At 63.7% G+C, this 11949-nt stretch carries 14 protein-coding genes; 4 read left to right on the top strand and 10 right to left on the bottom strand.

Features of this window, described 5'->3' with window-relative positions:
* The coding region (locus AWB65_RS24860) for an acyl-CoA dehydrogenase family protein (RefSeq protein ID WP_200821791.1) at nt 1-512 on the bottom strand (512 nt) is incomplete at its 3' end.
* Between the two features lie 159 nt (nt 513-671).
* Here AWB65_RS24860 and AWB65_RS24855 point away from each other — a divergent pair.
* Together AWB65_RS24855 and AWB65_RS24850 are read left to right on the top strand one after the other, a co-directional pair.
* Complete coding sequence (locus AWB65_RS24855; protein WP_087669675.1) at nt 672-1397, top strand: TetR/AcrR family transcriptional regulator; 726 nt, start codon at nt 672-674, stop codon at nt 1395-1397.
* 93 nt (nt 1398-1490) lie between these two features.
* Nucleotides 1491-1964: a hypothetical protein gene (locus AWB65_RS24850; protein ID WP_235007753.1), complete on the top strand. Its 474-nt coding sequence runs from the start codon at nt 1491-1493 to the stop codon at nt 1962-1964.
* Between the two features lie 16 nt (nt 1965-1980).
* Here the strand turns inward: AWB65_RS24850 and AWB65_RS24845 are convergent, their stop codons facing one another.
* The 3 genes from AWB65_RS24845 to AWB65_RS24835 are packed head-to-tail and all read right to left on the bottom strand — an operon-like array spanning nt 1981 to nt 4622.
* The gene (locus tag AWB65_RS24845; RefSeq protein ID WP_235007752.1) at nt 1981-2835 is read right to left on the bottom strand and encodes a ferritin-like domain-containing protein; all 855 of its coding nucleotides are present in this window, start codon (nt 2833-2835) and stop codon (nt 1981-1983) included.
* On the bottom strand, nt 2751-3923 hold the full coding sequence (locus AWB65_RS24840; protein ID WP_235007751.1) for a 3-isopropylmalate dehydratase small subunit: 1173 nt from the start codon (nt 3921-3923) through the stop codon (nt 2751-2753). Before AWB65_RS24840 ends, AWB65_RS24845 begins: the two co-directional genes overlap by 85 nt.
* Nucleotides 3924-3947: 24 nt before the next feature.
* The gene (locus AWB65_RS24835; protein ID WP_235007750.1) at nt 3948-4622 is read right to left on the bottom strand and encodes a TetR/AcrR family transcriptional regulator; all 675 of its coding nucleotides are present in this window, start codon (nt 4620-4622) and stop codon (nt 3948-3950) included.
* A 73-nt stretch (nt 4623-4695) separates the two neighbouring features.
* Between AWB65_RS24835 and AWB65_RS24830 the strand changes: the two genes are divergently transcribed.
* Both AWB65_RS24830 and AWB65_RS37060 read left to right on the top strand, forming a co-directional pair.
* Nucleotides 4696-6201, top strand: a complete 1506-nt coding sequence (locus AWB65_RS24830) for an MDR family MFS transporter (protein ID WP_087669671.1) — start codon at nt 4696-4698, stop codon at nt 6199-6201.
* Between the two features lie 58 nt (nt 6202-6259).
* Entirely contained in the window at nt 6260-6463 is a 204-nt protein-coding gene (locus AWB65_RS37060; protein ID WP_087669670.1) for a hypothetical protein, read from the top strand.
* A gap of 18 nt (nt 6464-6481) precedes the next feature.
* Here AWB65_RS37060 and AWB65_RS24820 read toward each other — a convergent pair whose 3' ends face one another.
* From AWB65_RS24820 to manD, 6 genes are all read right to left on the bottom strand, one after another.
* A complete protein-coding gene (locus tag AWB65_RS24820) occupies nt 6482-6817 on the bottom strand; it encodes a helix-turn-helix domain-containing protein (protein ID WP_087669669.1) in 336 nt (111 codons plus the stop codon).
* A complete protein-coding gene (locus AWB65_RS24815; protein WP_087669668.1) occupies nt 6798-7175 on the bottom strand; it encodes a type II toxin-antitoxin system RelE/ParE family toxin in 378 nt (125 codons plus the stop codon). The genes AWB65_RS24820 and AWB65_RS24815 overlap by 20 nt, the downstream gene beginning before the upstream one ends.
* A 224-nt stretch (nt 7176-7399) precedes the next feature.
* Entirely contained in the window at nt 7400-8236 is an 837-nt protein-coding gene (locus AWB65_RS24810; protein WP_087669667.1) for a GntR family transcriptional regulator, read from the bottom strand.
* Between the two features lie 38 nt (nt 8237-8274).
* Nucleotides 8275-9573: an MFS transporter gene (locus tag AWB65_RS24805; RefSeq protein ID WP_087669666.1), complete on the bottom strand. Its 1299-nt coding sequence runs from the start codon at nt 9571-9573 to the stop codon at nt 8275-8277.
* A 51-nt stretch (nt 9574-9624) separates the two neighbouring features.
* Entirely contained in the window at nt 9625-10662 is a 1038-nt protein-coding gene (locus AWB65_RS24800; protein WP_087669665.1) for an L-idonate 5-dehydrogenase, read from the bottom strand.
* A gap of 38 nt (nt 10663-10700) precedes the next feature.
* Complete coding sequence (gene manD / locus AWB65_RS24795) at nt 10701-11909, bottom strand: D-mannonate dehydratase ManD (protein WP_087669664.1); 1209 nt, start codon at nt 11907-11909, stop codon at nt 10701-10703.
* Nucleotides 11910-11949 lie beyond the last annotated feature (40 nt).

Here is an 11949-nt window from a genome sequence, read left to right as displayed (position 1 = left end):
GTGTCGCAATCGGGGCCGTTGGTGATCCACATCTTGGTGCCGTTGAGCACGTAGTGGTCGCCCTTTTCATCGGCGCGCAGCTTCATGCTGACCACGTCCGATCCCGCGTTCGGCTCGCTCATCGCCAGCGCGCCGACGTGCTCGCCCGACACCAGCTTCGGCAGATATTTGCGCTTTTGCGCCTCGGTGCCGTTGCGATGGATCTGGTTCACGCACAGGTTCGAATGCGCGCCATACGACAATCCGACCGACGCCGATGCCCGCGAAATCTCCTCCATCGCGACCATGTGCGCGGTGTAACCCATGTTCGCGCCACCGTATTCCTCGGAGACCGTCATGCCGAGCACGCCCAGATCGCCGAATTTCTTCCAGAGGTCCATCGGGAATTGGTCTGTGCGATCGATTTCGGCCGCGCGCGGGGCGATTTCCTTCGCGCAGAAGTTCGCGAGCGAATCGCGCAGCATGTCGATGTCTTCGCCTAGCGCGAAGTTCAGGCCCGGAACGTCAGTCATGGTGTCTCCTCCAGATCAAATGTTTTCGGCGCACCCTGAACATGAGTTCGACTCACACACGGCACAGCTCGATCGAATGGGGCAATTTCACGCTCAAATTGTCTGGCCGTCAATATATTTTTGAGCTACGCTCACATTATTCCCGAGCATTCTCGCGCCATGTCCGCCACCACTTCCGTATCGAGCCGCCGCACGCCGGCGGGTGTTAAATCGCAGCAGCGCGTGAAGGACATCCTTCAGGCGGGCCGTGATGTGTTCGCCGAAAAAGGCTACGACGCCGCCACCAGCGCCGAGATCGCGCAGCGCGCGGGCATCTCGGAGGCGACGGTCTTCAGCTATTTCAGCGGCAAGCGGGAACTGTGCGCGCGCGTAATCGCGGATTGGTACGACGAAATCATCGACGCGTTCGAAAGCGGCCTTCCGCGTGACGGCTCTGTGCGCCAGCAGTTCGCGTTCATCGTGAGGACGCATTTGCGGCTGATGCTGGTGAATGGCACGGGGCTGTGCTCGCTCGTGCTCTCGGAAGGGCGCACGAAACGGCATGATCTAAGCGACTCGCTCACCGAACTGCAACGCCGCTACACCGCGCCGCTGATGAACGTGCTCGCGCGCGGGCAGGAACTCGGCCACGTGCGCGCGGATATTCCGCTGCGGCTGATGCGCTCACTCGTCTTCGGGCCGATGGAACACGTGCTGTGGGACGCGACGCTCGCGAAGCGCCGCCTCAGTCAGGCTCAGATCGACACGACGGCGAACGAACTCGTCGATGTCCTGTGGGCCGCGCTGCAGCCGCCGGACGCGAACGCGGCGGCGCTCGCGCAGTTCCGGCAGGACGTGGAAGAGGCGTCGCGGCGGTTCCAGGAAAAGCGCGCTGGAGCCGCGTAAGTGCCGCCGCACGGCGCTTTGGTGCAGCGCGCCACCGCGACAACTTGTTTCAGACATGCCAATCGAAGCCCGGTACAGTCGCTCCGCGACGCGGTGGCCCCTCTCGCGGCCGTCGCTTTTACCCTGATTTACCGGCCGATCCGCATGATCATCTTCCGCGAAGGCAGAGTCGCCTTCCTCGAATTCCTGCGCAATCTTTCATCCCAGGTGATGATCCTGACTGTCGCGCTGTTCATCGGCACGAGCATCGAAGCGCGGCTCGGCGGCTGGTCGATGGCGTGGCGCGCCGCGCTGTGTGCAAGCGTGCTCGTCTTGTTCTTCGCGGCAGCGCTTGCGAACGTGACGGTCTTCGTCGAAACCTGCCTGGACGCGCTCGGCCGCAACGGCGAAGCGCCCGCGCGACGCGGCAAGCGCGAGCGCATCGTGTTCCGCTGGACGGCCGAGTCGCTGCGAGCCGCCTGGAAGCTTCATGCGTGGTCGATCGTCGCGCTCGCCGTGCTGCTGGAATGCGGCTTCATCGCAGTCTTCGTGACTGCTTCGTTCGCGGCGGCGAAGCTCATGCGCTGAAGCCGGATAAAGCCGTCTATTTGATGAAGCGGCGGGCGAAACTCGCGAATTTCGGCACGAGCGTCGGCCGCAAGAGACGCGCGTCGTAGCCGCTCATGCGCCGCTCGTTCTCCGCGAGACACAGGTCGATCAGCGCACCCGCCGATACCCCGCCGCCTACCGAACCGCCGACGTTCGCGGGAAAATTCATGTCCTGCGCGGCGCCGCTGTTGTCGAAGCCGCGCGCGAGCGATACGCGATCGCGGATCAGTGAAATCCAGACGCCGCAGGTTTTCGCGAAGAACCACGGCCGCCGGTACCACGGCAGGCTGCGCCGATACCACGCGACCCAGTTGGAAAAGAACAGGATGTGCCGCGCTTCTTCCTGAATCACGGGCTCGAACGTTTCGACCAGTTCCCCGGGAAAGTAGCCCGACTGGCGCGCCGCTTCGAAGAGACCGAAGGCGAAGAAGCTGTCGATGCATTCGCTGTAACCCGTGAGCATCCAGGCACGCAAGGCATCGTCGGGGGGCGGATATGGCGGCTCGGGCGCGAGGTCGATGCCATACGCCTCGACCAGTTTCGACAGCACGACCTTGTGGCGGGCTTCTTCGCCGGCGTTCATCGTGATGGCTTCGCGCAGGAGCGGGTCGCTGAGGATTTCGGCGTAGGTCGCGACGCGAATCGACGCGCGGCCTTCGGTCTGCACGGCGATGTCCCAGATCGGCAGCGACGTCACGCGCTTTTGGGCCGCGGGCGCCAGCTTCGGCCAGTCGATGACAGCGGGCTTGTACGGGTTGTGCGTGGTCAGCAGCAACTCGCAGAACATCCGCTTGTGTTGAGCGGAGCCAATCTGGATCTGGCCGGCGGAACGATACGTCCAGTGACGCATCGCATGATCCGCTTCGGCTGGCGTGAGCGTCTCGGACATGGCGTGTTTGGAAGTGCGCGTGATGCCAATTCTGGCATAAGGGGCGGGAACACGCATGAATCGCGCGTTTCGCTGCTCATCACCCTTTTTTCAACGCCTCGAACGTCACGATCTTCCCCGCCAGCGCGCTCGCCGCAACTGTATACGGGCTCGCCAGCCACACGTTCCCCGGCCCCGAGCGCCCCGGAAAATTGCAGTTGATCGCGCTGATCGTGACATCGGCGGACGAGGTCGACTGGCCCGGCCATCCGATGATCCTGAAACGCGATGATGTGATCCGGCGCGTGCAGCGCCGCCGGCTTGCCGAACGCGCGATGCATCAGATGCGCGCACATGCCGGTGAAGTAGTCGTGCGAGAAGCGCCAGTCGGCGGCGACGAACACGCCGTCGCCGCGCTCGGCACGCGTGGTGCCCGGATGCAGATGACGCTCGATGATCTTCTCGACGAGCGTCTGCGGCCGTCCGTCGCTCGGGGCGGCATCGCGCTCGCGCGGCGCAGGCCAGTCGGCGAGCTTGCTGTACGCGAGCAGGCCGCCGCTACGGATGATCTGCTGCGTGAGCGCGTCGCGACCCTTCAGGAATTCGTCGATCGGCACGGCCTCACCCGCGAGAATGCGCTCCAGCACGGAGAAATCGGTCGTCGTGAGAATGCCGATGTTGTCGCAATCCTGCTGATAGATGCGCTCGAAACTCTCCGCGACGATCAGCCGTATCCCCGCCGACAACTCCGCCAGCGGACTCGATTCGCGCGACGATCCCTTGCCGTAGCGCTTGCCCGCGACGGTGATCTGGAAGCCGCCGTTCTTCACGTCGAAGTCGCCGATCGGCTTCTCGCCGCCCGCTTCGAAGCCGACGTACGGATACTGGCCGAGGCGTTCGTCGTAGGTCAGCATGACGGTGACGGGCGTGATTTCGTCTGTCGAGACGTTGTCGCGCAGCGGGCCGGCCTGCTCGCGTGTCGTCGGCACCCCAGCCAGTTGCGAGCGGACGATGGCGGGATCGTTCGACAGATAAAGCGCACGGCCGCTCAGACGAATTCGGTCTTCCATGAGACTTCTCCTAGTGACGCGCCACTATAGCGACGGCCCGACGCCGTGCGTCAGCAGCGCGACCGCGTGCCGCGCGATCTGCTCGCTCGTCACCTTGCGCTCGCCTTCGCGCCATTTTGAAGTGGCGAGCGGCAACACCGTCAGGCCGAACAACGACATGAACACGAGCGACGGCTCCAGCTCCGGATTCAGCTTGCCCTCTTTTTGCCACGTTCGGATGCGCTCGATCGTCGCCATCTTTTGCGCGTCGCCGAATCGCTCGGCGATGCGCTGCCGCAGCAGCCCGCCTTCGCTGATCACCTCGCGCACCCACAGCGCCGCGAACCACGGATGTTTGTCGACCGTCGCGACAAGCGCTTCGGCGAACGCGCGCAGGGCGTCGGCGGGCTCGGCGCCGGGACGCGTGAAGACCTCACCGAGTTCGGTACGAAGCGGCAAGAAACGCTCGTCGATCAGCACGTCGAGCAACTGGTCGCGGGTCTTGAAATAGTAGTGGACCATCGCCGGCGTGACGCCCGCCTCGCGCGCGATCGCACCGAGCGTCGTTTCGACGATGCCCTGCCGCGCGAACATCCCGAGCGCGACGTCGAGCATCTGCTCGCGCGCCTCGGCGCCATGCGCGCCCGTCGGACGGCCGGGGCGCCGCCCCGCTCGCTTAGGCGGAGCGGGATCGATAGTTTCGGTAACAATTTTTGTCATGGATGCGATTGACCGTTTCGGACACATGTCCTATATTAACTTCCGTGTTAATTAATTTCAACCGAGTTTGCGCATGTCATCTTTGCACCAAACCGTTACGGACGCGCACCCTGCCGAGCGGCCGCCGATCGGTCTGCTCTTCACGGCGCTGCTGCTAGTCATGCTGCTGGGCGCGCTCGATCAGACAATCGTCTCGACGGCGCTGCCGACGATCGTCGGCGAACTCGGCGGTCTTGAAAACCTGTCGTGGGTGGTGACGTCGTACTTGCTGACATCGACAATTGTCGTGCCGCTTTACGGCAAGTTCGGCGACCTGTTCGGGCGCAAGGTCGTGCTGCAGGCATCGATCCTGATCTTTCTCGCCGGCTCGGTCCTGTGCGGCGTCGCGCAGGACATGACGCAGTTGATCGTGCTGCGCGCGCTGCAGGGCCTGGGCGGCGGCGGACTGATGGTTATCACGATGGCCGCCATCGCCGACGTCATCCCGCCCGCCGAGCGTGGCCGCTTCCAGGGCTTGTTCGGCGGCGTGTACGGCCTGGCGACAGTGGTCGGACCGCTGCTCGGCGGATTTATCGTCGAGCATCTGTCGTGGCGCTGGATTTTCTACATCAACGTGCCGCTCGGCATCATCGCGCTGGTGGTGATCGGGCTCGTGTTCAAGCCGCACACGGCGCACGTGAAACACAAGATCGACTACATGGGCGCCGCGTTTCTCGCGTCCGCCCTCACCTGCATCATCCTGTTCACGAGCGAAGGCGGCACGCTGCTGCCGTGGAGTTCGCCGCAGTTGTGGTTCACGTTGCTGCTTGGGCTGATCTCGATTGGAGGTTTCGTCTACGAGGAGCGCCTCGCTGTCGAGCCGATCATGCCGCTTTCGCTCTTCAAGGACCGCACCTTCGTGCTGAGCGGGCTGATCGGCTTTATCGTCGGCTTCTCGCTGTTCGGCGCGGTGACGTTCCTGCCGCTGTACCTGCAGGTGGTGAAGGGTTCGACGCCATCGCAAGCCGGCCTTCAGATTACGCCGATGATGGCGGGCGTGCTGCTGTCCTCGGTCATCAGTGGCCGGTTGATCAGCCGCATCGGCAAGTACCGGATGTTCCCGATCGCCGGGACCGGCCTCGTTGCCTGCGCGATGCTGCTGCTATCGACGCTGCGGCTCGACACGCCGTTGCACGTCATGTACGGCTACATGGCGCTGCTGGGCCTGGGCCTCGGCATGGTGATGCAGGTGCTCGTGCTCGCAGTGCAAAACGCGGTGGAGTTTCGCTTCATCGGCGTGGCGACTTCCGGCGCGACGCTGTTTCGCTCGATCGGCGGCTCGGTGGGGGTCGCGGCATTCGGCGCGATCTTCTCGAACGGACTGCGCTCGCGCCTCGAAGCGGCGATTCCCGCAGGCGTCGAATTGCCGCGCTCGCTCGGGCCGCAAGCCATCCAGCATCTGCCCGCCGCGCTGCACGACGACTATCTCAACGCCTTCGCCGGCTCGATGCATACGGTGTATCTGGTGGCAGCCGGAGTCGTCACGATTGCGTTCGTGCTCGCGTGGTTCATGAAGGATCAGCCGTTGCGCGGGCGCTGAATCCGCGATCCGGTGCGCCATCGGTTAAGCTTGCGGCCCCGAACTTAGGATAATTCTCATGCAATTGGCAAAATGGCTGATCGTCCCGGCGTGCTGTGTGTTCGCGATGCTTTCCACCGCGGCCCGCGCCGAAACGTATCACTTCGGGGAAGGAGAATCGTCGATGCCCGCGCACACAAAGCACCCGCAGCCCAAACATAAGCACCACGCACGGCACCACGCCTCATCGCAAAGCAGCAAGACGCCCTACAGCCATCCGTGACCGAAACGGCCGCTGGCGTCAGCCCACGGCCAGCACAAGGTGGCCGGTCTCGGCTTCGGCACGTTTCACCGTGATTTCGATGTCGTAGCCGAGGCGAGTGAGGCAATCCATCAGCTTGCGCTCGGAGAAATTGGCAAAGTCTCCACGCATGAGGCCCGACACCTTCGGCTGCGGGATTCCCATGCGGCGGGCCGCCTGCTCTTGAGTCAGTCCGAGGCGGCGAATGGCTTCGTCGATCTCGAAGACCAGGCCGGACTTGATCTTGAGCTTTTCGGCATCGGGCAGGCCGAGGTCGGCGAAAACGTTGCCCGAGCCGATCTCGAATTCGACACCATCAACGATACGTTTTTTCATTTTGTAGCTCCTTCGCTAGGTTTTCCGCCACTTTCAGCCGCGCCCGGACGATGTCCATCTCTTCGCTCGGCGTGCCAATGCCGCACTTGCTCTTCTTCTGAAAGCAGTGAAGCACGAACACCGCTTCGCGGTAGCGCACCGTGTAGACCGCGCGATACGTGCCGCCCGCTGCGTCCTCCACGACTTCCAGCACGCCCGCGCCGGTGAATCCGCGCAGCGCCTTCGCCGCCCGATGATGATTGCCCCGCTGCGCGATATCGAGCGCATGCCCGAAGAACCGGCGCACGTCGTCCGGAAGCGCGCACAGATCCTTTTTGCTGCTGCCGACCCAGATGAGCGGCTTTGCGTCTGGTTCCATGAATTTATACTCGAACAGGTATATGAACGCAAGTCACTTTTTGTGGCAACTTGTGGAAAGCGCCGTGGACGCATTGCGATTGCAAGTGGTCACCGCGCCTGTTCGAGCATCTCCCGGCGGAGTTCGCTGGACAATTCAGCCTGGTGGCATAGGCTCAGGTAACAAAAAAGGCCTTGCGGCGCGAGCCGCAAGGCCTTTCGGCAACTCTGAAGAGGTTGGGAAACTCAGGTCGCGAGCGGCACGCGCTCCGGTTCATCAGCTTCGAACCAATCGGGATTGCGCTCGGCGATCGGATGCAGCGAGATCAGGATCTCGCGCAAGTGGGCGCGCATTGCCTCCTCCGCGAGCGCCGGATCGTGCGCCTTCAACGCACTGACAATCCGCGCATGCTGCCGGATCAGCAAATCGAGCGGCGACACTTCGGGCAAGCTCAGATACCGCACGCGATCCATCTGCGCCTTGATGTCCTGAATCGTGTTCCAGGCGGCGACGCAATCGATCGATTGCGCGATCAGGAAATGAAATTGCTCGTCGAGCGCGAGAAACGCAGCGGTATCGTTCAGTTTCGATGCCGCTTTCTGCTCGCGCAGGTTCGCGGCGAGTTCGTCCAGTTGCGCATCGGTGATCGCGACGGCCGCCTTGCGCGCCACCGCCGTTTCGATCGCCTCGCGGATGAAACGCCCTTCGCGCACCTGACGCGGCGAGATCTTCTTCACGAACGTGCCACGCTGCGGCAATACCTGCAGCACGCCCGCCTCGACGAGCTTGATGAACGCCTCGCGCACCGGTTGCCGCGACACGTGGAACATGTCCGACACTTCCTTCTCCGACAACGGCGTGCCCGGCGCCATCTCACCCGCGAAAATCGCCTGGCGCAGCGCGCGGAAAATCTGCTTGCCGATCGGCTCGTGCGAATCGAGCGACACCTTCTCGGTCAGGTCGGGCAGCGGCGTCTTCGGCGACGTCACCCCCGCCGGCCTGCCGCGGCCGCGCACGACCGCCCCGCCGGAAGCGGCGGATTCGATACCGTCGGACGGCTTGGAGGAGAGTGCGCTTTTCATGACTGGACGGGCAGGGATCGCTGCGTTTTCGAGATACGTCACGATACTATCACGCGCCCCTGAGCCGATTTCTGCGTGCGCGGCTCGCGGATGAACACGAGCGCACAAAGCGCGCCGAGCACCGCGATCGCCCCGGCGAGCACGAACGCGCTGCCATAGTGACCATGCGTCGCCTGGACGATGAAGCCCGTCACCGCCGGTCCGATCACGCCGGCGAGGTTGGCGAGCAGGTGCACGAAGCCGCCCACGCCGCCGACGTTCTCGCGCCGCACCGTATCCTGGATCACCGCCCAGTAGACCGAGCCGGTGACGTAGAGGAAGAAGATCGACACCGACATCAGCGCGACCGCGCCCTGCATGCTCGCAACGCGCCCCGCAAACCCGACGCACACCGCCGCGATGCCGAGGCACACGGACAGCACGATGCGTCGCGACATCAAAGGCTTGCCGGTCAGGCGCAGGATGAAATCGGTGATGAAGCCGCCCGCCGCGAGACCGATGCTGCCGAGCACCCACGGAATGACCGTCGCGATGCTCATGTCGCGCAACGACAAATGGTGCGCTTCGGTGAGATAGGTCGGGAACCACGAAAGGAAGAAGAACAGCACGTAGTTGTAGGCGAAGAACGCAAACGCGGTGGCAAGGATGATCGGCTGCTTCAGGTAGAAGCCGAGACCGGCTTTCTGTCCGCCTGACGCATGTTCCATCGACGACGCCTGCTGCTGGCCTGCGACGATCAGGTCGAGCTCGTCGGCTTTCACGCGCTTGTTCTGCTGCGGGTGTTCGGTGGTCGTGAGCGTCCACAGCACGAGCCACGCGAGCCCGAACAGCATGATCACGACGAACGCCCAGCGCCAGCCGAACTGGATCGCCATATATCCGACAACCGGTCCCGCCAGCGCCCCGCCAAGCGGCGTGCCCGAACTGATGACGCCGATCGCGCTCGCCACTTCGCGGCGCGGGAACCAGTTGTTCACCATCTTGCTGTTCGACGAGCTGAACGGCCCTTCGCCCATGCCGAACAACACACGCAGCACGATCAGCGAGGCCAGGCCACCTGCGAGCGCAGTCGCGCCGCAGAAGAGCGACCAGATGCCCATCGCCGCGCCGAAGACTTTCTTCGCGCCGAACCGGTCGGACGCGACGCCGCCGATGAAATTGAACAGCGCATAGCCGACGAAGAAGCTGCTGAACACGATGCCCATCTGCGCATGCGAGAAGTTCAGGTCCTTCTGGATCAGCGGCGCGGCGATCGAAAGCGCCGCGCGGTCGAGATAATTGATGACGCCCGCGAGAAAAAGCAGGCCGACGACGAACCATCGCTGGCTCTTGATCATGGTGAGTCTCCGGTTGCGCCGCCTCTTGCCGGGCGGTTCGTGCAGGATGGTTTAGTCGAAATGCAGGTGGACTTTCATCGACTGGCTGCGGTCTTGCGCCACCTCGAACGCGCGGTTCGCTTCTTCGAGCGGGAACGCGTGCGTCATGAGCGGCCGCAGGTCGATCTTGTGCGCGCCGAGCTCTTCGGCAGCGACGGCGTATTCGTCGGTGAAACGGAACGAGCCGCGATAGCAAAGTTCCTTCGACATCACGAGATTCGCCGCCACCGGCGACTGCCCCGCCGGCAAGTTGCCGACCTGGATCGCCGTGCCGCCCGCCCGCACGGCGCGCAAGGCGGTGTCGAGGCCGGGCGTGCTGCCCGATGCTTCGAGCACGACGTCGAAGGTGCCGCGCTGCTGCGCCCATCGGTCGATGCGCGACTGATCGTTGGCGAGCGCGGTTTCGTCGGCGCCGAGCGTCGCCGCCATCTGAAGCGCTTTCTCCGCGAGATCCAGCGCGACGATCTGATGCGCGCCCGCGCGTTTGGCCACCGCCAGCAAAATGCAACCGATCGGACCGCAGCCCACCAGCAGCACCTTCGCGCCGACGAGCGATCCGGCCTGTCGCAGCGCATGCAACGCGACGGCGAGCGGCTCGGCCATCGAGGCCTGCGCGAAGTCGAGGCCATCGGGCACCGGCACGCATTGATGCGCGCTCACCGCGATGAACTGGCGGAACATGCCCTGCATGTGCGGGAACGTCGATGCGCTGCCCATGAAGCGCATGTTCAGGCAATGGTTCGGCATGCCCTTCACGCAGTATCGGCAGATACCGCAGTTCATGCCTGGATTGACCGCGACGCGTTGTCCGACGGCGAGACCCGTCACGCCCTCGCCGAGCGCCGCGACTTCGCCCGCGACTTCGTGTCCAAGCACGAACGGCTCGCGTACGGCGAAATCGCCGCTCTTGCCCTTGAAGTAATACGACAGGTCCGATCCGCAAATGCCGCCCGCGCGCACGCGAATCTGCACTTGGCCGGGCTGCGGTTGCGGGGCATCGAGTTCATCGATGAGGAGTTTTTTGGGTTCGTGAAGTACGGCTGCAAACATCGTGATGCTCCTAGACTTATATGCGTTGGGCGAGAGGCTTACCAGTTCCAGAGCGTGCCGTCTTCGAGACGCGCGACCGGCAGATACGCCGGGTCATACGGATAGCGCGCGGCCGCTTCTTCGTCGATATCGACGCCATGTCCCGGCGCCTCACCCGGATGCATCATCCCGCGATCGAACGACCACGCATGCGGGAACACGTCGAGCGCTTCCTTCGGGAAGCCCATGTATTCCTGCACGCCGAAGTTCGGCACCCACAAGTCGAAATGCAGCGCCGCGCCCATGCACACCGGCGACAGGTCCGACGGCCCGTGACAGCCCGTGCGCACCTGATAAAGCGAAGCAAAATCGGCGATGCGCTTCAGGTGCGTGATGCCGCCCGCGTGCGTGAGCGTCGCGCGGATGTAGTCGATCAGTTGCTCTTCGATCAGTTGCTTGCAGTCCCAGATGCTGTTGAACACCTCGCCGACCGCTATCGGCGTCACCGTGTGTTCGCGGATCAGGCGGAAGCCTGCCTGGTTCTCAGCGGGCGTCGGGTCTTCCATCCAGAAGAGGCGATACGGCTCGATCGACTTGCCGAGGCGCGCCGCTTCGATCGGCGTCAGGCGGTGATGCACGTCGTGCAGCATGTGCGAGTCGAAACCGAACTTGTCGCGCACGGCTTCAAAGAGCTTCGGCACGAAATCGAGATACTTTTCCGACGACCAGCTTTGCTCTTCCACCGCGCCTTTCGTCGCGGGCTCGTACATGCCGCTGCCCTTCGAGACGCCGTACACCGAGCGCATGTTCGGCACGCCGCACTGGATGCGGACCGCCTTGTAGCCTTGTTCAAGGTGTTCTTCGTAGCGGTCGAGGGCCTCGGGAATATCGCGGCCGGTCGCGTGGCCGTACACCATCACGCCTTCGCGCGATGCCCCACCCAGCAGCCGGTACAGCGGCAGGTTCGCCACCTTGCCGAGAATGTCCCAGAGCGCCATGTCCACTGCGGCGATCGCGCTCATCGTCACCGGGCCGCGGCGCCAGTACGCGCCCTTGTAGAGGAACTGCCAGATGTCCTCGATGCGTCCCGGATCGCGCCCGATCAAGAGCGGACACACGTGATCCTTCAGGTACGAAGCGACCGCGAGTTCGCGGCCGTTGAGGGTGGCATCGCCGATGCCGTAGACGCCCTCGTCCGTCACCACTTTCAGCGTGACGAAGTTGCGGCCCGGACAGGTGACGATCACATCGGCGCGGACGATTTTCATGGGGATTTCCTTGAGTGGCATTCGTTGGATCGGATGCTAC

It is taken from the genome of Caballeronia humi (genome assembly GCF_001544475.1).
Classification (GTDB): domain Bacteria; phylum Pseudomonadota; class Gammaproteobacteria; order Burkholderiales; family Burkholderiaceae; genus Caballeronia; species Caballeronia humi.
Note: the sequence above shows the minus strand (reverse complement) of the source record. Positions and strands in the feature narration are given on the sequence as shown.